19 protein-coding genes are annotated in these 21,421 nt (G+C 64.3%); 3 read left to right on the top strand and 16 right to left on the bottom strand.

From position 1 onward, the window contains the following. Positions 1 to 5: 5 nt before the first annotated feature. Complete coding sequence (locus IVA96_RS03160; protein ID WP_247278150.1) at positions 6 to 1,352, bottom strand: polysaccharide biosynthesis C-terminal domain-containing protein; 1,347 nt, start codon at positions 1,350 to 1,352, stop codon at positions 6 to 8. A 462-nt stretch (positions 1,353 to 1,814) separates the two neighbouring features. On the opposite strand from IVA96_RS03160, the gene IVA96_RS03155 reads away from it, so the two are divergent. Continuing rightward, positions 1,815 to 3,038 carry an NAD(P)/FAD-dependent oxidoreductase gene (locus tag IVA96_RS03155; RefSeq protein WP_247415339.1) on the top strand — a complete coding sequence of 408 codons (1,224 nt, stop codon included), beginning with the start codon at positions 1,815 to 1,817 and terminating at the stop codon, positions 3,036 to 3,038. A gap of 29 nt (positions 3,039 to 3,067) precedes the next feature. Here IVA96_RS03155 and IVA96_RS03150 read toward each other — a convergent pair whose 3' ends face one another. After that, on the bottom strand, positions 3,068 to 4,204 hold the full coding sequence (locus tag IVA96_RS03150) for a GNAT family N-acetyltransferase (protein WP_346015463.1): 1,137 nt from the start codon (positions 4,202 to 4,204) through the stop codon (positions 3,068 to 3,070). A gap of 228 nt (positions 4,205 to 4,432) precedes the next feature. Here IVA96_RS03150 and IVA96_RS03145 point away from each other — a divergent pair, with 228 nt between their 5' ends. Further along, positions 4,433 to 5,743 (top strand): O-antigen ligase family protein, encoded by a 1,311-nt coding sequence (locus IVA96_RS03145; RefSeq protein WP_247415467.1) that lies wholly within the window; start codon positions 4,433 to 4,435, stop codon positions 5,741 to 5,743. Continuing rightward, the gene (locus tag IVA96_RS03140; protein ID WP_247278147.1) at positions 5,740 to 6,765 is read left to right on the top strand and encodes a cellulase family glycosylhydrolase; all 1,026 of its coding nucleotides are present in this window, start codon (positions 5,740 to 5,742) and stop codon (positions 6,763 to 6,765) included. The genes IVA96_RS03145 and IVA96_RS03140 overlap by 4 nt, the downstream gene beginning before the upstream one ends. A gap of 24 nt (positions 6,766 to 6,789) precedes the next feature. Here the strand turns inward: IVA96_RS03140 and IVA96_RS03135 are convergent, their stop codons facing one another. The 14 genes from IVA96_RS03135 to IVA96_RS03070 all read right to left on the bottom strand — a co-directional run bounded on the left by IVA96_RS03135 (position 6,790) and on the right by IVA96_RS03070 (position 21,421). Beyond that, positions 6,790 to 7,416: an NAD(P)H-dependent oxidoreductase gene (locus IVA96_RS03135; protein ID WP_247278146.1), complete on the bottom strand. Its 627-nt coding sequence runs from the start codon at positions 7,414 to 7,416 to the stop codon at positions 6,790 to 6,792. Positions 7,417 to 7,422: 6 nt separating this feature from the next. After that, entirely contained in the window at positions 7,423 to 8,997 is a 1,575-nt protein-coding gene (locus IVA96_RS03130; RefSeq protein WP_247278145.1) for an isochorismatase family protein, read from the bottom strand. Between the two features lie 73 nt (positions 8,998 to 9,070). After that, positions 9,071 to 9,919 carry an MBL fold metallo-hydrolase gene (locus tag IVA96_RS03125; RefSeq protein WP_247278144.1) on the bottom strand — a complete coding sequence of 283 codons (849 nt, stop codon included), beginning with the start codon at positions 9,917 to 9,919 and terminating at the stop codon, positions 9,071 to 9,073. A 31-nt stretch (positions 9,920 to 9,950) separates the two neighbouring features. Beyond that, a complete protein-coding gene (locus tag IVA96_RS03120; protein WP_247278143.1) occupies positions 9,951 to 10,835 on the bottom strand; it encodes an amidohydrolase family protein in 885 nt (294 codons plus the stop codon). Continuing rightward, positions 10,832 to 11,953, bottom strand: a complete 1,122-nt coding sequence (locus tag IVA96_RS03115) for a VWA domain-containing protein (RefSeq protein WP_247415336.1) — start codon at positions 11,951 to 11,953, stop codon at positions 10,832 to 10,834. Before IVA96_RS03115 ends, IVA96_RS03120 begins: the two co-directional genes overlap by 4 nt. After that, positions 11,950 to 12,831, bottom strand: a complete 882-nt coding sequence (locus tag IVA96_RS03110; RefSeq protein ID WP_247278141.1) for a MoxR family ATPase — start codon at positions 12,829 to 12,831, stop codon at positions 11,950 to 11,952. The genes IVA96_RS03115 and IVA96_RS03110 overlap by 4 nt, the downstream gene beginning before the upstream one ends. Before the next feature lie 10 nt (positions 12,832 to 12,841). Beyond that, positions 12,842 to 13,864, bottom strand: a complete 1,023-nt coding sequence (locus tag IVA96_RS03105) for a molybdopterin cofactor-binding domain-containing protein (RefSeq protein WP_091887626.1) — start codon at positions 13,862 to 13,864, stop codon at positions 12,842 to 12,844. Next, complete coding sequence (locus tag IVA96_RS03100) at positions 13,865 to 15,451, bottom strand: molybdopterin cofactor-binding domain-containing protein (RefSeq protein ID WP_247415333.1); 1,587 nt, start codon at positions 15,449 to 15,451, stop codon at positions 13,865 to 13,867. A 9-nt stretch (positions 15,452 to 15,460) separates the two neighbouring features. After that, positions 15,461 to 15,937, bottom strand: coding sequence for a (2Fe-2S)-binding protein (locus tag IVA96_RS03095; protein WP_247278139.1), 477 nt, complete (start codon positions 15,935 to 15,937; stop codon positions 15,461 to 15,463). A 12-nt stretch (positions 15,938 to 15,949) separates the two neighbouring features. Next, positions 15,950 to 16,768, bottom strand: coding sequence for an FAD binding domain-containing protein (locus IVA96_RS03090; protein ID WP_247278138.1), 819 nt, complete (start codon positions 16,766 to 16,768; stop codon positions 15,950 to 15,952). A 2-nt stretch (positions 16,769 to 16,770) separates the two neighbouring features. Next, positions 16,771 to 17,214: an SRPBCC family protein gene (locus IVA96_RS03085; RefSeq protein WP_247278137.1), complete on the bottom strand. Its 444-nt coding sequence runs from the start codon at positions 17,212 to 17,214 to the stop codon at positions 16,771 to 16,773. A 2-nt stretch (positions 17,215 to 17,216) separates the two neighbouring features. After that, positions 17,217 to 17,654, bottom strand: a complete 438-nt coding sequence (locus IVA96_RS03080; RefSeq protein WP_128939213.1) for an SRPBCC family protein — start codon at positions 17,652 to 17,654, stop codon at positions 17,217 to 17,219. 10 nt (positions 17,655 to 17,664) lie between these two features. Then, positions 17,665 to 20,562 carry a flotillin family protein gene (locus IVA96_RS03075; protein WP_247278136.1) on the bottom strand — a complete coding sequence of 966 codons (2,898 nt, stop codon included), beginning with the start codon at positions 20,560 to 20,562 and terminating at the stop codon, positions 17,665 to 17,667. A 25-nt stretch (positions 20,563 to 20,587) separates the two neighbouring features. Continuing rightward, a complete protein-coding gene (locus IVA96_RS03070) occupies positions 20,588 to 21,421 on the bottom strand; it encodes a phosphoenolpyruvate hydrolase family protein (RefSeq protein ID WP_247278135.1) in 834 nt (277 codons plus the stop codon).

Below are 21,421 nucleotides of genomic sequence, written 5' to 3'. Positions count from 1 at the left end.
GAAGCCTAATCGCCCGCGTCAGCGCCGCGGACTGCGTACGTGCCGCGTTTCGATCCGCCGAGGCGCAAGAGCACGAGAATTGAAGGATCGACCCCCGTTCGCCGGCGACAGAGGACGTTGAGCGCGATGGTCGCTAGCGCCAACGACACCGTGGCCGAGATCGCCGCGCCAAGCACGCCAAGCCAGGGAATCAGCACGAGAAATCCGACCACCCGCAACGCCACGTTCGCCGCAACGACGGGGACATAGATGCGCTCATGGCCGGTGAGCTGCAAGATCGCCGCGGATGGACCGCCCGCTGCCTGAAACGCCGTTCCGATCGCGAGCACGATAAGGACCCAGTGCTGCGCGGCGAAGTGAGGTCCGAACAGGTTGAGAAGATGGGGGCCGCCGATCCAGATCAGGAACAGCCCGCTGACCACACAAAGCGCGGTCACCTCCGCCATCAGCTGCAACGTCCGCTCGAATTCCTGATGGTTCTTGCTGAAGTACAGCGAGGGAAGCCGGCGCGCGCCGAAACTGTATAGCGCCGCCGACAGCATGGCGAAGATGTTGGCAAGGCGCGAGGCGGCGAAATAGATGCCGGCTGTCGCCGGATCCAGCATCCAGTACACCAGAATGACGTCGAAATACTGATTGGCGGCTTCCAGGACGGATGCGATCCAGAAATGAAGCGCGCTCGATCTCCAGCGAGACGGCTCGGACCGTGCCGCCGTACCGCGAAGATCCGGCAGAGCTCGCACAATCGAAACGACCTGCGCGACCAGGCCAACCGACATCGCGATCGTCATCACGGCGAACAATTCGGCGGGGTCGAGCCGCCGATGGTCGAACATGATTGCGAGCAGAAACAAGACGACACCGACCCGCCAGAAGAACTCTCTGTTTCCCTCGCCCATGAGGATGCTGACCAACGAGCGCGCAACCTGGCTGCCGAGCATCACCCCCGCATTAACGGCGGTGTAGGCGGACACGGCGAGGATCAGCAGCCACCAGTCGCCCTTCAAGCTCGCCGCAATCGACATTGCGGCGACCACAATCAGCATCGCGAGGGAGGAAATCTTCAGGCTGGACAGCAGCACTCCCTTGGTGAGATCGGGTCGATTTCCGACCTGATATTCGTTCAGAAAGCGCACCAGGAGCGATTCCTGGCCGACCAGGCCCACGACCGATGCGACCTGGGCAACCGAAAGCCAGGTCGCAAAGATACCGAAACCGTCGGGCGACATCGTTCGTGCCGCGAGCGAGAATACCGCAAACGCAAGCGCGCCGCTTCCAACCTTGAGGAGGATGGTCCCGACGACACCGCGCGTCACGTCGCGCCGCATGAGTTGGATGATGGATTCGATCATGGACGTTAAGGGGCAACTCTCCCCTGAAGAGATACGTGCCGATACCGGCGCCAGCCTAGCATGCCGAAAAACCGCGAGTGTTAATGAGCGGCTTCCAGGAGTTCGCCATACACGACGTCGCGGCCAAGTCGGTTGCTTCACTGTGGTACATCGCCGTCTCCATTGTCTCCAGATAGTGCAAGGCCCGGCTCGACCGGGGGGGCGGCAAAGGGCCAGATCGACCGCCGAGGACAGCACGGTCAGCCGTTCGAATGCGGAATGGCTCGCCGGAATGGCCGCGGATCTATCAAGGCGTGAACTCTGCAGAGCCTCCTGAGCAAGGTCCGTGCCGGGACATCGCAGGTCCAGATCTTCCTCCCGTCATTAACCTCGATCGCCGGAAATCATCGCGTTTGGCCCAGCGATGCGACATCAGGCGAGAAAGTTGCAAATGAAGCCACGTTAACCGTGAGAGCCCGGACCATGACGACCGATACAACCGTGACTGAGCCGATCGCCGCTGCGGCAAGCGCGTCGATCGCGACGGACATCGCGATCGTCGGCGGTGGCCTTGCGGGGTCGCTGGCGGCAGCCGTTCTTGCGCGGGCAGGGCATCGCGTTGCCCTGGTCGACAAGCGTGCGGTCTATCCGAACGAATTCCGGGTCGAAAAGATCGGCGGGCGACAGCTGGAGGCGTTCCGCAGGCTGGGCTTCATCCGTGGTCTCGAGAGCGCCGCCTGTCCATACGACCGCGTGCTCAATATCCGGGAAGGCAAGGTGGTCGATGTCAGCGTCGGCCAGGCTTACGGGCTTGCCTATGCCGATCTCGTCGCGATGGCGCGCAGCCAGTTACCTGATCCATCCAGCCTGATCGTCGACGAGGTCACTGCGATCAGCTGTAGCGACGAGCTCCAGCATCTCGAGCTCGCTTCCGGGCGGCGCGTCACTGCGCGCCTCATCGTTCTGGCCACGGGCATGGCAGGAGTTCTCGGCCACAAGCTCGGCATCAGGCGGCGCGTGCTGGCTGCGGGCCATTCGGTCTCGTTCGGCTTTACGATCGCCCGACGCGATGGCGCGCCGTTCGATTTCAACGCGCTGACCTGTTACGGCGAGCGCACAGGGGACGGCGTCGACTACCTCAGCCTGTTTCCCGTGCGCGCGGGTATGAGGGCGAATCTCTTCATGTTCCGCGACCCGGCCGATCCGATCATGCGCGATCTACGTCGCGAAACGGAAGCGACCGTTCTGCGCCTGCTGCCGGGATTGCAGACCTATCTCGGCGACTTCCGCGTGATTGACCGGATACAGAACTGGGTGATGGACCTCTCGGTCGTCGAGGGCCACCTTCAGCCCGGTGTCGTGCTCATTGGTGATGCGTTCCAGACCAACTGTCCCGCCGCCGGAACCGGCGTCGCGCGCCTGCTGGTGGACGTCGAGCGTCTTTGTACCGAATATGTGCCGCGGTGGCTGATGACTCCCGGCATGAACAGGGACAAGATCTCGGAATTCTATTCCGATCGCGACAAGGTCGCGGCAGACCAGCAGTCACTGAAGATGGCACGATTCCGCCAAGCCTTGACCTCGCGCGACGATATCGGCTGGGATGTGCGGCGGCGGCTGCACTTCCTGCGCCGCAGTATCACCCATCGGGTCGATCAAATGCGGCCAGGCTGGCTCGCGCATGTCCGCAGCGCGCTTCGCGCCTGAGCGCCCCGGCCGTTGGCGTCCCGCGCTCGTCAGCGTGTCGGGGTCGAGGTGCGAGTCGGCAGAAGCCTGAACTCCGACATCCGCTTGGCGGCCAGTTTGAGCCAAGGAGCCTGCTTCAGCGCGAACAACGCGACGGCGCCTGCGGTGCTGCCGGCCTTTGTGACCGCCCACATCGGCGATGGCTGCCCGCCGAACAGTTTTTTGTACGGCTCGTCACCTATGGTGAAGTCGAGCATCTGGTCCCCGCGCTCGATGCAATCCCTGGCCACCTGCTCGAACATCAGCGCGCCCAGCGACTGGCTCTTGTAGCCCGCAATGTCGAAGGCGCTCATGATGACGTGGAAGGTGTCGCGGTGGCACAATCCGAGCACGGCGGCGATCACCTCGCCGTCCATCTTCATGGCATAGAGCCGCACAAAGGAGCCGAGGCCGCGGAGGGCCACCTCGGAATAGAAGTCGAAATACTCAGGGCGCTGGAGCAGATCTCCGTCGCCTTGTGACTGAAACCGCGGCCCGCGAAATTTCTTCATGACCTCCAGCGCGTCGAGCATGGAGGCGCTATCGTTGCAGCACGAGAAGCTCAAGGCGCCCTTCTTCTGGAGCTGTCGATATTTCTTCGCGAGTTCCTTCTGATAGGAGCGATCCATCGCGCTGGCCCGCCATTGCTCGAACGGCGCGATGAGAACGGTCGCGTAGGCATTGGTGTCCATCGAGACGCGGCGGGGTGCAGCCAGGAGGTTCTCGATCGGAAGCCGTCCGTCGGGAAGCTTGGTCATGCGGAGCAGGTCGAAAGGGCGGAGGAGGCTCCGAAGCTCCGCGCATGCGCTCTCGTCCGCGAGCAGTTGAGAAAATGCTCCCGGGCTGCAAACCGGCGCCAGATAGTCGGAGACGCGGAGGTCGGCGAATTCGACGGTCCGTATCGGACCACGCCGGATCCGCAGCAGAGGCAGCACCATCGCAAGGGCGCGCGTCGTGCGATGGCGGACCACGACGATGAGACGCGTTGCCCCTGCATGAGATGCCAGCCTAGCATAGAGGCTGTGTAGCCACTGTGGATGCTGGAACGCGGTGGCGGCGGAGTTGTCAAACAACTCTGCGTATTCCGGACACAGAAAATCGAACGCCTGCTCGATGGCGATATCGAACGTGCTGCTGGATCTGTTCATGCGCAACCAAGAAAACCAGACAATTCGTGAAAATTCGATCGAGCTCGATCCGCGCTTTATAGCAGGGTCGTTACGGGCGAGACACCAGCGGGGTACGATTTGCATTAATGCGCCGCGCCGGGTCTCTTATCGTTATTAAATCCTTAAAGTTCGGCCTCCTGTGCGCTGGGAGTGGCGGAGCTCGACCGTGCTAGCAAATTATTAACCGTGCCTAGGGAAGGTCGGTTCATGGCCAGCCTGCAGACCGAGGTGGATTCCGGGACACTCGAGAGCGCGTTCTGGGAGACGCGCAGCGTTGGCGTTGAGAAGATTGCCAGAGCCGCGATCAGTTGTTCGATTACTATCAACGTGATTGCATCGATGGGCATCTTCAACGCCGCGCTCCTGCCGCCGGAGCTCACCTTTGTGCAGCAGACCGCGGCGCTTCTGATGTGGGGCGTCCTCATCTACGCAAGTGCATTCGTGCGCCCGCGCCTGCGTCTGCAGTTCAATCTCGATCTGATCGCGCTGCTCGCATTCTACACGTTCGCGGTGGCCTCCGTGTTCTGGTCGAGCCTGAGCGCGGCGGCGTTCATGAAAAGCGCGGCGCTTGCCATGACGACCTTCGGCGCGTTCTGTCTCATCACGCGCATCGAGATCGACGAGATTGTGAGGGCCACGGCCCTTGGGCTGGTGATATTGGTCGCCGCATCGGCTTTCTGTGCGCTTGCTGTCCCCGATATCGGGATAGACCAGACCTGGATGCATAGCGGTCAATGGCAGGGCGTCTATGAATCGAAGCAGACGCTCGGATTCGTCGGCGCGTATCTGATGTTTTTTGGCTGTTATCGTAAGATGAAGGGGCAGGGTTGGCCGACGTTCCTCTTCGTGTTCCTGCTGGCCTCGACCTGCGTCCTCGCGTCGGAATCGCGCGGTGCCGGCGCTGTTGCCCTGGCAGCCTGTGCGTTGCTCGTGACCTCGATGTGGTCGGTCGGCTGCATGAGGGTCTATGCGGTGCTGCCGTTCGTCATGTGTCTCCTGGCCGGAATTCTGTTTCTTTATTTTTACCTGACAGGCTATGACGCCATCCATGTCGGCGATGCGACGATCGATTTCACTGAACGAACCTTCATCTGGCACTACGCCATCAGCCATTTCGACGATGCGCCGCTGCTCGGTTTCGGGATCAACGGTTTTTGGACGGTGCCGTCGATCTACGATTATTTCGAACAAAACCACGGCTGGGTACTCGACAATTATCACAGCGGCTACATCGCGATCCTGATGGAAACCGGATTTCTGGGATACGTGCTTTTCGCAGCGAGTGTCCTTCTGTTCTCGAGCAAGATTCTCCATCTGATCTCGACCAGATCCATCGATCGTTCGCACTGTGCTCTCATCATCGGATTTGTCGTCCTGAGCTTCCAGACCAATTTCACGGAGACGACATTCCTCCGCTCGACCATGTTCACGTCGGTGTTGCTGGTGGCGTTCTTGTTCGCGACCTGCAGGCCTGTGCCACAGGCCGATTTGCAGTCCTTGCAAATGGACGCAAGATGACCGTCATGCGCGCTCGGTGGGCGGGGAGCGCCATGCTGGCAGCGACGGTGATATTCGTCGCATCGCTCTTCTCCGACGTTCGCGGAGCCGAGCGGGCCAATTCCCGCGACGTGCCGAAACTCGGGCGCGGCATCAATATTCTCGGCTACGATGGAATCTGGGAGGGCGGTCAGAACGCGCCCTTCCGCCTGGAGAATTTGACGGCAATCAAGAAGGCCGGATTTTCGCACGTCAGGATCAACTTCTTCGGCTTCAAGTTCATGGGTCCGGAGAATGTCCTGGATGAGATCGTCCTGAGGCGGCTCGACACCGTCATCGAGGAAGTCCTTGCGAGGGGCCTCATTCCTGTGCTCGACGAACACGATACCCACGTTTGTCAAAGCGACGTTGCCGGATGCACTGAGAAGCTGAAGTCGTTCTGGAGGCAGATATCCGAGCGCTATGCGGGGCAGTATCCCTCGCTCGTCTTCGAGGTCCTGAATGAACCTGGCGGGCTCATGACGTCCGCCAGCTGGAATTCACTGCTCAACGAGTGTCTCGCGATCATCCGCCGCACCAACCCCGAGCGGCCGGTCATTGCCGCCGTTCTCAACACGGATGATATTCCTGTCGACGAGCTGGCTCTGCCGGCCGAGGACAGGAAGCTCATTGTCACTTTTCACTACTACGCCCCCATACGGTTCACGCACCAGGGTGCACCATGGTCTGCAACTTTCTCGAAGATCGGTCCGCTGGCTTGGGGTACTCGGGATGACGAAGCAAAAGCCGCCGCCGATTTCAGGAAAATGAGTCTCTGGGCGGAGAGTGAGAGGCGCCCCCTTTATCTCGGGGAGTTCGGGGTGTACGAGCGTGCGCCGTCCGACAGTCGCTTGCGATACCTCTCCTTCGTGGCGAGAAACGCCGACAGGCTTGGCTGGTCATGGGCCTACTGGCAGTTCGACCATGATTTCGCGGCCTTCGACAGCGCGCGTCAGGCCTGGAAGCCGGGCATCCTGCGCGCCTTGATCCCGCCGCCGCATTGAAGCGGCGACGTGTTCGCAACGGCATCAGAAATGCGCAGCCAGGGCGCCGAGGCGCTTGAACGCCCGTTCACGGGCGGCCTCAATCGGTTGTGGGGGTCCCGTGGTCGGCCCGATCGGCACGAAACGGACATCGTTGATGCCAATGAAGCGCAGGATTTCCCGCACGTAGGGCGTTGCCATGTCGATGCGGCCGCGGTTCATGCCGGTGGAGAAATCGCTGCCGCTGGCGAGGATCACGAGCGTTGGCCGGTCCCTCAGCAGCGGAACGTATCCCTGGGACGGATCGAACCGAAAGGTAAGCCCGGGCTGGACGATGATGTCGATGAACTGCTTCAGCTTGTAGGGGATGCCGAAGTTCCACATCGGCGTCGAGATCAGCACGCGATCGGCGAGTGAAAAGCGCAGCGCGATGCGCTCGGCCTCGGTAAAACCGTCGCGTTGAGGATCGCTGAAGCGCTGGCCGTTCATGCGGGCGTATTTGGCCTCGAGGATGGGACCAGCGAACTCAGGCATCCGCTCGCGCCAGAGATCCATGAAGTCGATGTCCCAATCGGGATGGGTCTGACGAAAGCCGTCAATGAAGACCAGCGCGGCGGCACTCGATTCCGAGTCGGGGCGGGGCGAGCAGGACAGATGCAGGAGCTTCGGCACTGCGCGTCATCCCAGCGCCCTAATGACCGCCTCCGCCCTGGTCACCACCGCGACATTTTGCATGGCGAAGTTGATCGAGGCGTTGTGCCAATCCGCATTCATGGTCGAGCAGCAATCCTCGGGCACGATCATGAAGTAGCCCTTGTCGGCGCCGGTGCGCGCGGTGTGCTCGACCGACATATTGGTCCAGGCACCGGTATTGATTATCATGTCGCGGCCGGTGGCTTTCAGGATCGTCTCCAGCCGCGTGCCTTCCCACGCGCTCATGCGCATTTTCTCGACGACGAAGTCGCCCGGTCGCGGCTCGAGGCCGGACACGGGCGCCGCACCCCAGCTTCCGCGTACCATCGCCTTGCTGTCGACGAGGCCTTCGAACAGCGGCGCATTCAGCGTGACGCCGGGCGCGCCGGGTTCGACGATGAACCAGACATGGATGATGGCGACGCCGCGGGCGCGCGCGGTCTCGGCAAGACGGCGGACGTTGTCAACCACGTGCTGCTGCCGCGCATGACCGGGGGCGCCCGACTCGGCGAAGGCGCCGCCCTCCATGATGACGTCGTTCTGAAGGTCCTGGATGATCATCGCGCATCGCTGCGGATCGAGCCGCATCTCGCCCTCGGCGAGGATGGGCGAGGTTGGCGCGGAGCTTGGCGCCGTGCCGCCGCCGCTTCGCCGGCCGCTCATATAGGGCTCATGCCGCGGGCCGACCTTGGTCGGGATCGCGTACACCGAATGCGTCGCAGTCAGATACAGCATGCGGAAGTCCGGACCGCCCCAGGCGAGGTTAGCGACGAGCTCTGGCACCCGAACCTTGCCGAGCAGCTCACCGCGCGGCGAATAGACCCAGACGCCGCCGGGCGCGGTGACCCAGACATTGCCCTGCTGATCGCACTTCATGCCGTCGGGCAGACCTGGCTCGAGCTCGGAGCGGATGCCGCTCGCAAACACGCGCGCGTTCGACAGTGAACCGTCACTATCGACGTCAAAGACGCGGATCAGCGCCTGCACGGTGTCGTTGACATAGAGCAGCTTTTCGTCGGGCGAGAAGCACAGCCCGTTCGGCTGGTCGAACAGGTTGCGGTCGACGACGAGCTTCGGTTCGCCGCCGGGTACGAGGCGATAGACGCCCTGAAAGCCGAGCTGGCGTGGCCGCTCGACGCCATAGACCGGCATCCGACCATACCAGGGATCAGAGAAATAAATCGCGCCGGAAGAGTGTACGCAGACATCGTTCGGGCTGTTGAGTTCCTGGCCCTGGAAGTGTGAAGCCAGCACCTCTCGCCGCCCATCCGGCCGCTCGCGGACCAGCGACGACGTCGCGTGCTCGCAGACGATGAGGTTGAGCTCGGCATCATAGGTCATGCCGTTGCATTTGTTCGAGGGACGCTTGACCTCCACGACGCCGCGCCGCGCGTCCCAGCGCCGCCGCACGTCGCCCGGCATATCCGAGAACAGGAGGTAGTGATCGACCGGATGCCAGATCGGTCCTTCCGTGAACTCGAAGCCGGTGCCGACTTGCGCGACCGGCGCGTACGGGTCGATCAGGGTCTCGAAGTCGGAACGCAAGGTAACGTGGGTCATCGGTCGATCCTCCAGGACCATGGTCCGGAAAGTACGGCGCGGACTTCCGGCAAGATCATGCGCAGAAAGGGTCTCAGGCCGGGAACCAGTTGCGCTCGGGCAAGGACTGCACGATCGGGCCTGGGACCTGGTCGTGCAGCCGCCCGACGACATTGCCGCCTTCGATCTTGGCGGGGCGATCGTGCACGGGAAGGAGATAGCGCGAATTGCTGAGCAGCTTCTTGATCGCCGCCTTTTCCGCGCGCTTGCTGGTGCCGTGGTTGCCGGTGGTGCGCGGCTCCCAATCGTGGATCTCGTTGAAGGGCGTGACGATCTGGTCGTTGAAGTCGTAGATCACGTCGCCGCAGATGGTGGCAATGCCGTCGGCGGTGTGAACGATGATGTTCATCGATCCCTCGGTATGGGCGTTGGCGGCATCGCAATAGACGCCGGGCATCAACTCGATCGGGCCGGTGACCTCGAGATCCAGAAAGCGCAGCGCGCTCTTGGTGTGCAAGCGGTCGATCAGGTGCTTGATGTCGGGCGCTGGATATTGGGGATGCATCAGGCCGGAAACGGAATATTCGAGCTCCCTGCGGTTGAGGACGACTGTCGTGTTCATCGGAAATAGATCGTCCTTGCCGGCATGGTCGATGTGCAGATGAGTGTGGCAGACGAAGCGGACGTCGCCCATGCGCACACCATGGCGCGCAAGCTGATTCTCGATCATGTTCTCGTGGTATTGCAGCCCGCGCATGCCCAGCGTCTCCATGATCTGGTTGGAGCGATAGCCGGTATCGACCACGACCGGATATTTGCCGCCGAGGATCAGGAAGCCCAGGGTGAGAACGCGGCGCGTGCGGCCGCAGTCGCGGCCGAGCACCAGGAAGCTCGATTCCAGCTCGATATCGCCGTAGTCCAGGATCTTGATCTCCAGCGCCATTCGCGTCCCTCCTTGTATTGCTTCTTGTCTGTCAAAGCCGATAGACGCGCGTAGCGGTCGCCCGAAAGATCGCGTCCTGTTGTTCGGTGCTCAGCGGTGCGGCTGCCGCGCAAAACGCGTCGACGAGCTCGCGATAGCTGGTCCACAATTTCTCGATCGGGAAATTGGAGCCGAACAGGCAGCGCTCGGCACCGAAAATCGCAACGGTGTCGGCGAGAACGGCAGCGATGTGCGCGGGATCGTTGCGATGGATGAAGGTGCCGAGCCCGGAGAGCTTTGAGACTACGTTCGGGCAGGCCGCAAGCCGCGCCATGCCGGCGCGCCAGGCGGCGCGGCCTGCCGCCGAGAGGTCCTCCAGCATGCCGGCATGCTGGAGGATGAAAGTCACCTTTGGACAAGCGTCGGCCAGCTCCGCTGCCTCCGGCATCTGCGGCGTGAACACCTGCAGGTCGAAGCTCCAGCCATAGTCGGCGAGATGCGCGACGTTGCGGCGGATTATTGGATCTGCGCAGAGATCGGGGCGGGCTGCAAAGCGGTAGCGCGGGTTCTCGTGCCAATGCAGTTGCATGCGTACGCCGCGCACGAGCGGATAGCGCTTGAGACGATCGAGCTGGGGACGAACGTCCTCGACCGCGAAATTGGCGTAGGCGATGATCGCGTGCGGCCAGCCGTGTTCGTCGGCGGCCTGCTGCACCCAGGCGGCCTCGTCCTCGAAGCGGTCGTTGGCCCAGTTGGTCTGCACATAGACCGAGCGGGTGACGCTGGTGCCCTCGATGTCGTCGAGATATTCCTGGATCGGATAATCGCGCCGTATCGACTCGTAGGGGCCGAAGATTCGCGGCTGCATCGGACCGATCAGCCAGGGCAGGTCGGCCTGCCGCCAGATGTGATGATGGCCGTCGACAATATTGGTCACGCCGCTCTCCTTCGTCCCAACGCCAGAATGTGCGCGACGATCGACGCGCTCGAGCCGCCATCCACGAGATCATCGACGAAGCGCTCGATGGCAATGAGCGCTTCGGTCTGCGGGCGGAAGGCCGGGCTTGTGGCGAGCGGCGTCAGCCAGCTCAAGCGCCAGGACCGCCGCGATAGTTTCGCGACGGCGTCGCGAAGTGCGTCGCCTTCACCGCGCTCGAGTCCATCGGAGACGATCACCACAGCGGCGCCACGCGCATAGCCGCCGAACCGTGGCACGGCGAGGAAGGCTTGCAGCGCATCGCCAATGCGGGTGCCACCATCCCAGTCGCTGACGAGATGAGCGGCTGCGTTCAATGCCTGCTCGCGACGCTTCAGTCGTAAGGGGCGGGTGACCCGCCTCAGCCGCGTACCGAAGGTGAAGACCTCGACATTGGGTGCCGCCTGCACCAGCGCATGCGCGAGCTTCATGTTCTCCTCAGTGCGAGTCTTCATGGAGCCGGACACGTCGATCAGCAGCAATATCTTGCGTGACCGCTGCCGCCGCTTGAGGTGACCGAGCCGCAAGATCTCGCCGTCGCTGCGGACGGTGTCGCGCAAGGTGCGGCGGAGGTCGGCAAATGGTCCGCGGCGGGCGCGCATGCGCCGGTGGCCACGCCGTCGCGGCAGACGTCGCGACGCCTCGCGCGCCAGGCGGCGTAGCGCGTCCGTTGTCGAACTCACCCCAAAGCGGCGCTCGACCAGCGCCTCGCTTCGGGTCGCGGTGAGGCCGGACTCGCTCGCCTCGTCGGAGAGCAGGGGCTCCTCGTCGCCGCGGCCCTCTTCCTGGAGGCGAACCGTCTCGTCGTCCTCGCCCTCGTCATCGCGCGCAATCGTCTCGCTGCCGCGGAAGTGGAGATCGAACAGCCGGTCGAAGGTGGCACGACGATCGGGCGGCGGAGCTAGCGTCGCCAGTGCAGCTTGTCTGATATCCTCGATGCTATCAGGGCCGAGCAGCTCGATGGCCGCCAGGAACGTCGTGGTCTGCTCCGGCGCCACGGCAAAGCCATTCGCGCGCAGCAGCGGGACGAAGGCGACGAACACGCGCGCGGCGCGCGGGAGCTGCGGCTCGGTGCTCATGCGGTCGCCTCCGCGAGCATGGCGTCGAGCCGCGGCGAAATGAAATGCAGGTCTTCTTCGTCCTTCAGCGCCACGCCGATCGAGCGCTTGAACGCATCGGGCCAGCGCGCGCCGCCCTCGTGAAGGAGCGTCGCGGCCTCGGCCCAATCGACGGCCTCAGCGATGCCCGGTGCCTTGCTGAGCGGCTCGCGCCGCAGCCGTTCGACGGTCGCGACGACCGCGCGTGCCGTGGCCTCGGCGACGCTCGAGGCGCGCATCATGATGATGCGGGCTTCGCGCTCGGCGGTGGGATAGTCGATCCAGTGATAGACGCAGCGGCGGCGCAGCGCTTCGTGCAGGTCGCGTGTCCGGTTCGATGTCAGCACGACCACGGGTCGCTCCGCCGCGCGTACCGTGCCGCGCTCGGGGATCGAGATCTGGAAGTCGGAGAGGAATTCGAGCAGGAAGGCCTCGAACTCCTGATCGGCGCGATCGATTTCGTCAATCAGCAGAACGGTGGAATCGGGTGCGCGCAGCGCGGCCAGCATCGGCCGCTCGATCAGGAACGTCTCGCCATAGATGTCGATGCTCTCGTCGCCGGCCTGGCGGATCGCGAGCATCTGGCGCGGGTAGTTCCACTCATAGAGTGCGGCCGACGCGTCGATGCCCTCATAGCATTGCAGGCGGATGAGCCGGCGGCCGAGCACGGCAGCGATCGCCTTTGCAGCCTCCGTCTTGCCGACGCCGGGCGCTCCTTCCAGCAGCAGCGGCTTGCCGAGCGCGAGCCCGAGATAGGCGGCGGTGGCCAGTCCCTCGTCGGCGAGGTAATAGGCTGCGCGCAGCGCCTTCTCCAGCGCTTGTGGGCTGTCGATTCCGACGATGTTGCTGCGAACCGCCACGGCCAATCCTCTAGCGTCGCGCCTGCGGCCGTGCGCCGCCCTGGGCCTTGATCGCGCGCAGCACTTTCTCGGGCGTAATCGGGAGATCGTCGATGCGCACGCCGACCGCGTTGAAGATCGCATTCGCCACGGCCGGCAGCACCGGGTTGGCGCACATCTCGCCGGGACCCTTGGCGCCGAAGGGACCATCGGGAGCAGGGCGTTCCAGCACCGCGATATCGTGCGGGCAGATATCGCCGGGGCCGGGCATCAGATATTCGACGAAGTCGCGCGGGCCGTGAGCGGGGTCGGGATAGTAAGGCTCGGGCGTCTCGTAGAGCGCGTGGCTGACGCCCATCCAGGCGCCGCCTACGAGCTGCTGCTCGACCAGCCGCGGGTTGAGCGCGCGGCCGAGCTCATAGGCGGAGTCCATCCGGACCATCGCGACCTCACCGGTCTCGTCGTCGACCTCGACCTCGGCGACCAGGCAGGCATGGGCATAGCAGGTTGCCGGCGACATCTCTCCGGTTTCGGGGTCGACATCGGACAGCGGTACCAGGAATATTCCCCGGCCGGAGATGGTCTTGCCCTGCTTGAATTGCGCGGCGATCGCGACATCCTTGGTCGAGATCGAGCGATGCGGCGCGCCTTTGACATGGATGTTGCCGCGCCCGTCTGTCTCGAGGTCGGCGGCGTTGACCTCCAGCTCCTCGGCCGCAGCCTCCATCATCACGCCGCGGGCTTCGCGGGCTGCAGCCATCACGGCGTTACCGACGCGGTGAGTGCCGCGCGAGGCGAACGAACCCATGCAATGCGGGCCGGTGTCGGAATCCGCGGTGTCGACGTAGACGTCCTCGACCGGCACGCCCAGCGTCTCAGCGCAAATCTGCCGCGTCACCGATTTCATGCCCTGGCCGAGATCGATCGACGACAGCGCCACTGTGAACTTGCCGCTGGGATTGGAGTGAACCAGCGCCTGGCTGGGATCGCCGCCGAGGTTCATGCCGATGGGATAGTTGATCGACGCCATGCCGCGTCCGCGATGTCTGGTCATCTAGCGCCTCCTGGTCCCGAACACGGAAGAGAAGCGGGTGGCGCCGTGCGATGGTGCCGCCGGGCGGGGCGGAGGAGGCGGCGGTGTCGGCGGTGGCGGTTCGCGCGGCGGCTCTCTTGTCGCGGTCACGGGTGCGCGGTCATAGGTCGTGCGCTGCTGGGCGGCCGGCCGCGCGCGCACATCCGTCGGCGTCGGCGGAATCGCGGCGCGGCTGCCGCCACCATCCTTGCGCGAGGAGGCGCGCCTGAACTCGTCGCGGATCGGCCATTTGGCCTTTTCGGCGGCGACCTGAACGCATTCGATCAGCGCCGTGTTCTTGGCCTCGCGCCGATGCGCCTTCATGTCACCGTCGCGATAGGCGTTCAGAATCCGGAACTCCATTGGGTCCATGCCGACGAGGTTTGCGAGCTTGTCCATCTGGCATTCGATGGCAAAGTCCATCGCGGTGACGCCGAAGCCGCGCATGGCGGTCGCCGGCGTGCGATTGGTGAAGACGCAGTAGACGTCGCCATAAACGTTCGGGATGGTATAGGGGCCCGGCAAATGCGCGGCGCATTTCACCGCGGCGTAGCTAGAGAGCCGCGTATAGGCGCCGCTGTCGAAATAGGCACGGATCTTTCGGGCGACGATGCGGCCGTCGCGCATCACGCCGTCCTTGATGTAGATGCGCTCGGCGCCGCGCGGCGGGCCGTACTGCATCTCCTCCTCGCGACCGAACACGTAGCGCACGGGCCGTCCGGTCAGCATGGCGCCGAGGATCGCGAGCGGCTCGGTCAGGGTATCCACCTTGCCGCCAAAGCCGCCGCCGACCGTGCCACCGATGAAGTGGAAGGTGTTGGAAGGCACGTCCAAAATCTTGGCGCAGGTATCGACCGAGAAGAACAGCGCCTGGGTCGAGGTGTAGACGACGTAGCGGCCGTTGGTGTCGGGCGCGGCAATCGCGCCATTGGTCTCGGTCGGCGCGTGCTCGATCGGCGACATCTGGTAGCGCTGTTCGAGGACGTGGTCGGCGTTCGCGAGTGCCGCATCGGCATCGCCGAACCGCAGGCGCTGGTGATCGTAGACGTCGTGATAGATGAAGGCGTTCTTCGGATAGGTCTCGTTGACCACGGGCGCGCCCGGCTTGAGGGCATCCTCGACGTCGAACACGGTCGGTAGCGGCTCATAGTCGATCCGCACTTTTGCAATGGCCTCGAACGCCTCACGCTCGCTGTCGGCGACGATGGCGAGGATCGGCTCGCCCTTGTAGCGGACCTTGTCGACGGCCAGTGATGGCTCGTCGTCCTTGCCGAAATTGATCAGGCTCAGCAGCGTGTTGAGATTGACCGGCACGTCAGTGCCGCGAATGATCCGGCGCACGCCGGCTGAGCGTTCTGCGTCCGTGGTATCGATGCGGCGCAGCTTAGCATGGGCCTGAGTCGAGCGAACGACCTTCAAGTGCAGCATGCCCTGGAGCTTATGATCGTTGAAATAGCTCGACGTCCCCGTGATGTGGCCGAGCATGTCCTGGCGCTGCGTGCCCTTGCCGATCTCCTTGAGATTGTCGTCGCGCTCGTCGGCGAAGATGTCCTTGCGTAGTTCCAGCATGATCTGACCTCAGGCGCTGGCCCGGCCGCCGGCGGCGGCGAGGATGGCATTGATGATCGGCTCGTATCCGGTGCAGCGGCAGATGTTGCCGGAGATCGCCTCGATCACGTCGGCCCGGCTCGGGGACGGATTGCGGTCGAGCAGCGCCTTCGCGGCCATCAGCATGCCCGGCGTGCAATAGCCGCATTGGGCGGCAAAATTGTCGGCAAAGGCGCGCTGGAGCGGGTGCAGGTTCGGACCCTGCTTGAGGCCGTCGAGCGTTTCGACGGAGTGGCCCGCGACGGTCTCGGCGAGCGTCAGACAGGAGAGGTGGAGTTCTCCGTCGATCAGCACGCTGCAGGTGCCGCAGCCGCCCTGGCCGCAGCCGAACTTAGGCGTCATGTCACCGACCAGCTCGCGCAAGGCGACCAGCAAGTTGGCGCCGCCATCGACGAAGATGGCGACGTCGCGGCCGTTGTGACGAAATTGCAGAGGCGTCTTGGACATGTTGGTCCTTGTCTATTCCTGACCGGACAGCAAACGGCGGAGATGGACGCCGACGATCTCGCGGCGATACCAGGCGCTGCCGAGCGCGTTGTCCGCGGGCGATGTGCCCTCGATTGCGGTAGAGGCGGCTGCATTGATGTTCGCGGTATCGAGCGTGCGTCCTTCGAGGGCACGTTCCGCGGCCTTGGCGCGGATCTGGGTCGCCGCCATCGAGCCGAGCGCAATGCGAGCACCGGCGATGCGCCCGCCGCTGACCGGCAGATGTGCGGCCAGCGTGATGACCGAGCCGCCCTTCGGCTTGATGCGGGCAACTTTGCGATAGCGAAAGGCCTCGGCGTTGGCCGGCCGGGTGCAGGAGACCGAGAGGACTAACGCACCGGATTGCCGCTCGCGCGATTGCAGGAACTCCTCGATCGCGATGTCGCGGGCGCCGAAGCCGCCTTGCAGCGCGACTGTGGCGTCGAGCGCCAGCAGCGCCACGGTGAAATCGCCGTAAGGGTTGGGCGCGAACAGATTGCCGCCGACGGTGCCCATGTTGCGCACGGCGGGCCCGCCGATCGAACGGGCGGGCGCGTGCAGGAAAGCGAGGTCCCGCTCGCCGAGAATTCTCGCGAAAGTGACGCCGGCACCGAGCGTGATGCGTGGGCCGGACGCATCGATCCGGCTCAGCGCCTGGTCACTGGCGCGAACGATGGTCGATATCGAGACGTCGCCCTCGTTCAATGCCCGCATCACCAGCGTGCCGCCGCCGAGATAGCGCGCGCTGCGGTCCGAGGATATGGCCCCGGCCGCTTCGCTGGCGCTGGCAAAGGTCTTTACGGTCACAGCCATGGTTAGGCGGCCTCCTTCAGATGGCGGCGGATCGCCTCGAATCCCGCCTGGTAGATGTCTTCCGCGACCATGTGGGTGATGCGGTCCCTATCCTCGGGCTTGGTGGTGAAGCGCGATTCCCAATTCCAGAAGGTGCGGTCGCCATCGGTCACCGGGAGCAGTCGGACATGGGCGACGTAATTGAACATCGGGATCGGGGTATCGAGCAGGCAATAGCTGAAGGTCTGTTCGAGGTCGGACAGCGCCAGCAACTGCTCGCGCAGCTCGGAGCCATCCTTGAGCTTGAAGCGCCTGATACAGCCGATCTTGTCGGAGGCCTGAGCGCGTTCGATCGAGGAGGTCGCAACCGCCGGATGCCAGCGGTCGTGGCCGTTGAAATCCCGCAGCAGGTCCCACACCGCATCGGTCGGTGCGCTCAGGATCGTGCTCTTGACGATATGCGGCACGGCTAACCTCCGAACACGCGTTTCAAGGCGTCGAAGCCGCCCTGGAACACGCCGCCGCCGATGTTGCTGACGAGCTCGGTCTCGCGCTCCGGCGCGCAGTCGAATTCGGCGGTCCATTCCACAAAGGTCTGGTCGCCGTCGGTGACGGGCGTCAGCCGCAAGGTCGCGACGTAGTTCTCGACGCCCATCGGCGATTCCAGGATCGAGTAGGTGCAGAACATGTCGTAGTCGGATAGGCCCAGGAGCTTCTCGCGAATGCGGTCGCCGTTGCGCAGGCGGAAATCCCTGACGCAGCCGATCTTGTCGGCGGGTTCGCCACCCTCGATCCGGCTTTCGGCGATGGCCGGATGCCAGTTCGGCAGGCCGTTGAAATCGCGCACCCGCGCCCAGACGCGGTCGTTGCGGGCGTTGACGACGGTGGAGACATAGACGCGGGCCATGGATCAGACCTCAGCTCTTCTTTCTCGGCCCGCGCTCGGCCGGCGGCTCGCCGCCTTCGGCCGCAGGCGGGGAGGCCGGCTTGTCGCCGCCACTCTTGCGCGCGGAATCCCTGATGCCCTGCATGTCGCGCGCCTCGCGGATCAGGCCCGGCATTTTTGCGAGACTGCCGCCCTCGACGCCGATGTCCGACAGGATCGAGTCGATCAGCGGCGCCTGAACGCGGTAGCGCAGCGCCGAATCGATCACCTCGTCGGTGGCGCTGCGGCCGCCATTGCCGTTTCCGTGGCCATTGCCGTTGAGGCCATCGACCTGGAGGATGCGGATGCCCTCGATCTTCTCCATCGGCTTGACGCTCTCGCGTACGATGCCCTCGATGCGGTCGAGCAGTTTTCTGCGGAAGAGGGAGTAGCGCGCCTGGTCGGTGAGAACGTTCTCGGCCTCGTTGAGCAATCGCTGCGCTTCCGCTTCCACGGCCGCGCGCACGCGCTCGGCCTCGGCGGCGATCCGTGTCTCCTCGGCCTGCTTCTCGGCGATGAGAATTTCTACGCCCTTGCGACGCTTGGCAATCTCGTTCTCGCGAGCGGTGATGACCCGCTCGGTGGCTTCTGTGGCGCGCATCCGCGCTTCCTCGGCTGATGCTTTGGCTGCGGATTCCTCCAGCGACTTCGTGTGGATTGCGATCGCCTTCTCCATCAGCACGGTCTCGACCTCCTTCTCGCGATTGATTTCGAGCTTGCGCAGCTCGCGTTCGCGGCCGATCCGGGCTTCGTCGAGGCCGCGGTCGGAGGAGATGCGCGCGCGCTCGACTTCCTCGCGCGCGGCAATCTCGGCTTCCTGCAAGGATTGCACCCGAGCAACCTCGAGCTGCTCGATGGCGCGACGCCGCTCGATCCGGGCGGCTTCCAGCGCCTGCTCGCGCGAGACGTCGGTGGTCTCGACCTCCTTGCGTGCGACGATCTCTGCCTGCCGGACCTGGCGATCGGCGTCGATCCGCTCGGACTTCTTGGTGGACAGCGCGATGACGCGGTCCTCGTCGGCGATCTCGATCGCCTTCTTCTGCTCGATGTTGAGCACCTCGCGCTTCTTGGAGGAATTGATCCGTTCGGCCTCGAGCGCCAGATCCACCGTGATACGCTGGCGCTCGATCGCGTCACGCCGCTTCAGCTCGGCCGCCTCCAAGACGCCGGTCCGTTCGATCTCCAGTGCGCGGGTTTCGCGCTCGGCCTGGATGCGCTCGGCCGCAACCGCCTTCTCCTGGGCGATGCGGGCCGCCTCGATCGCCTCGCGCGAGGCGATATCAGCTTCCTCGACGGCGCGGTTGCGGGCGATCTCAAGCGAGCGCACGCGCTCCTCCTGCGCGATGCGCGTGGCCTCCGTGGCTTCTCGCGCTGCGATGCCGGCGACGTCGAGTGCCTGGTTGCGCTCGATCTCGAGTTGCCGTGTGTTCTGTTCGGCGGCGATGCGCTCTGCCGCGAGCGTCCGCTCGCGGGCGATGCGGGCCGCCTCGACCGCGCGTTGAGCCTCGATCTCGGCCTCCTGGATTGTTCGCACCTGCTGGATCTCCAGCGCGCGGGTGCGCTCGTCCGAGGAGATGCGCTCGACATTGACCGTCATGGTCTGGGCGATGCGGGCCTTTTCGGTGGCTTCGCGCGCGGCAATCTCTGCCTCTTCCACGGCACGCGTGCGCTCGATCTCGCGGCGCCTCGTCTCCTCGTCGTTGGCGATGCGGGCGTCGGTCACGACGCGATCCTGCTGGATCCGCGCCTTCTCGATCGCCTCGCGCGCGGCGATCTCGGCTTCCTCGACCGTGCGCATCCGCTCGATCTCGCGTTGGCGTACCTCGCGCTCCGAAGCGATGCGGGTGGTGTCGATCGAGCGCTGGTTGGCGATCCGGGTCTTCTCGATCTCCTCGCGCGCCAGCAGTTCCTTCTCCTCGATGGTACGGGTGCGCTCGATCTCCTTCTGCCGGGTCTCCCGCTCGGAGGCGATGCGGGCCTCCGCGATCGCCTGATCATTGGCGATGCGCGCGCGCTCGATGGCCTCCCGCGCAGAAATCTGCGCCTGTTCGGCCTCGGTCTCGCGGAGCGCGCGTTCGCGGGCAACCTCGGTGCGCTGAAGGGCGCGGCGCATCTCGATGTCGCGCTCCTGCTCGAGGCGCGCGGTCTCGCTCTCGCGCTCGATCTCGAGCGCCTGCCGCTCGGCTTCCAGATTGCGCGAGCGGATCTTGATCATCGAGTCCTGCTCGATATCGTTGCGCAGCTTTCGCTTGGCCTCGATATCCTCCATCAGGCGGGTCAGGCCTTCGGCGTCGAACCGGTTCGACGGGTTGAAGAACTCCAGGTCGGTCTGATCGAGATCAGTGATCGCGACCGATTCTAGCTCGAGACCATTCTGGGCGAGGGCTTCGGATGCATTGGTCTTGAGGCGTGCGACATAGTCGCCGCGCCGCTCGTGCATTTCCTCCATGGTCATTTCGGAGGCGACCGAGCGGATCGCGGATATGAATTTGCCGGCCAGCAGCGCATGGAGCTGCTCGGGCTCCATGGTGCGGCGGCCGAGCGTCGCCGCCGCGATCGAGACCGCTTCGCGGGTCGGCTGGACCCGGACATAGAAGTCGGCCTCGATGTCGACGCGCATGCGGTCGCGGGTGATCACGGCGTCCTGCTTGGAGCGGACGATGCCCATCGGCAGCACGTTCATGTTGACCGGCGTGTAGTCGTGGATGAACGGCAGCACGAAGGCGCCGCCATCGATGACCACGCGTTCGCCGAGGAAGCCGGTCCGGACGAACGAGGTCTCCTTCGAGGAGCGGTGGTACAGCCAGTTGACGATGTAGACGCCAACCACGATCACGACGATCGCGACGATCAGCCAGAGGATCAATTCACCGACGAGAATCCCCGACATCTTTCCCTCCCTCGTACCTTCGGCGTTACCGCGCGCCGATCGCCTTGAATTGACGCACCTGCTCCGTCAGCGCCCGCTCCACGGGCAGTCGCTCCATCGAGGACGCCCCGTAGAAGCCGTGGCAATGGCGGGTGTTCTTCATGATGAAATCGGCATCGGCGGGATCCGCGATCGGGCCGCCGTGAGCCAGCACCAGAATGTCCGGATTGACACTGAGCGCAGCGGACGCCCAGATGTCGATCTGCGCGGGACAATCCTCGAGCTTCAGTGCGGTCTGCGCGCCGATGGTGCCGCCGGTGGTCAGGCCCATGTGACAAACGATGATGTCGGCGCCGGCGATCGCCATTGCGGCGGCCTCCTTCTCGCTGAACACGTAGGGCGTGGTCAGCATGTCCTTGTCGTGCGCCTTGGCGATCATGTCGATCTCCAGCGCATAGGACATGCCGGTCTCTTCGAGATTGGCGCGGAAGACGCCGTCGATCAGGCCGACGGTCGGAAAGTTCTGCACGCCGGCAAACCCGAGCGCCTTCAACTGGTCGAGAAACACGTCCATGTCGCGGAATGGATCGGTGCCGTTGACGCCCGCCAGCACCGGCGTCCTGGTGACCACGGGCAGCACTTCGTTCGCCATTTCGACGACGATGGCGTTGGCATCGCCGTAAGCCATCAGACCCGCGAGCGAGCCGCGGCCGGCCATCCGATAGCGGCCCGAATTGTAGATGACGATGAGATCAACGCCGCCGGCTTCCTCGCACTTGGCTGATAGACCGGTGCCGGCGCCGCCGCCGACGATCGGCTCACCGCGCCTTGCCATGTCGCGAAAGGTCTTCAGGAGCGCTGCGCGTTCAAACCTCGCCAT

The sequence above is a fragment of the Bradyrhizobium sp. 159 genome (genome assembly GCF_023073795.1).
GTDB lineage: Bacteria > Pseudomonadota > Alphaproteobacteria > Rhizobiales > Xanthobacteraceae > Bradyrhizobium.
Note: the sequence above shows the minus strand (reverse complement) of the source record. Positions and strands in the feature narration are given on the sequence as shown.

What these genes read in the sequence shown, in the direction of transcription:
- IVA96_RS03160 (WP_247278150.1), bottom strand. Translation starts at nt 1,352, where the DNA reads ATGATCGAATCCATCATCCAACTCATGCGGCGCGACGTGACGCGCGGT.
- IVA96_RS03155 (WP_247415339.1), top strand. Translation starts at nt 1,815, where the DNA reads ATGACGACCGATACAACCGTGACTGAGCCGATCGCCGCTGCGGCAAGC.
- IVA96_RS03150 (WP_346015463.1), bottom strand. Translation starts at nt 4,204, where the DNA reads ATGAACAGATCCAGCAGCACGTTCGATATCGCCATCGAGCAGGCGTTC.
- IVA96_RS03145 (WP_247415467.1), top strand. Translation starts at nt 4,433, where the DNA reads ATGGCCAGCCTGCAGACCGAGGTGGATTCCGGGACACTCGAGAGCGCG.
- IVA96_RS03140 (WP_247278147.1), top strand. Translation starts at nt 5,740, where the DNA reads ATGACCGTCATGCGCGCTCGGTGGGCGGGGAGCGCCATGCTGGCAGCG.
- IVA96_RS03130 (WP_247278145.1), bottom strand. Translation starts at nt 8,997, where the DNA reads ATGACCCACGTTACCTTGCGTTCCGACTTCGAGACCCTGATCGACCCG.
- IVA96_RS03125 (WP_247278144.1), bottom strand. Translation starts at nt 9,919, where the DNA reads ATGGCGCTGGAGATCAAGATCCTGGACTACGGCGATATCGAGCTGGAA.
- IVA96_RS03115 (WP_247415336.1), bottom strand. Translation starts at nt 11,953, where the DNA reads ATGAGCACCGAGCCGCAGCTCCCGCGCGCCGCGCGCGTGTTCGTCGCC.
- IVA96_RS03105 (WP_091887626.1), bottom strand. Translation starts at nt 13,864, where the DNA reads ATGACCAGACATCGCGGACGCGGCATGGCGTCGATCAACTATCCCATC.
- IVA96_RS03100 (WP_247415333.1), bottom strand. Translation starts at nt 15,451, where the DNA reads ATGCTGGAACTACGCAAGGACATCTTCGCCGACGAGCGCGACGACAAT.
- IVA96_RS03095 (WP_247278139.1), bottom strand. Translation starts at nt 15,937, where the DNA reads ATGTCCAAGACGCCTCTGCAATTTCGTCACAACGGCCGCGACGTCGCC.
- IVA96_RS03090 (WP_247278138.1), bottom strand. Translation starts at nt 16,768, where the DNA reads ATGGCTGTGACCGTAAAGACCTTTGCCAGCGCCAGCGAAGCGGCCGGG.
- IVA96_RS03080 (WP_128939213.1), bottom strand. Translation starts at nt 17,654, where the DNA reads ATGGCCCGCGTCTATGTCTCCACCGTCGTCAACGCCCGCAACGACCGC.
- IVA96_RS03075 (WP_247278136.1), bottom strand. Translation starts at nt 20,562, where the DNA reads ATGTCGGGGATTCTCGTCGGTGAATTGATCCTCTGGCTGATCGTCGCG.
- IVA96_RS03070 (WP_247278135.1), bottom strand. Translation starts at nt 21,421, where the DNA reads ATGGCGAGGTTTGAACGCGCAGCGCTCCTGAAGACCTTTCGCGACATG.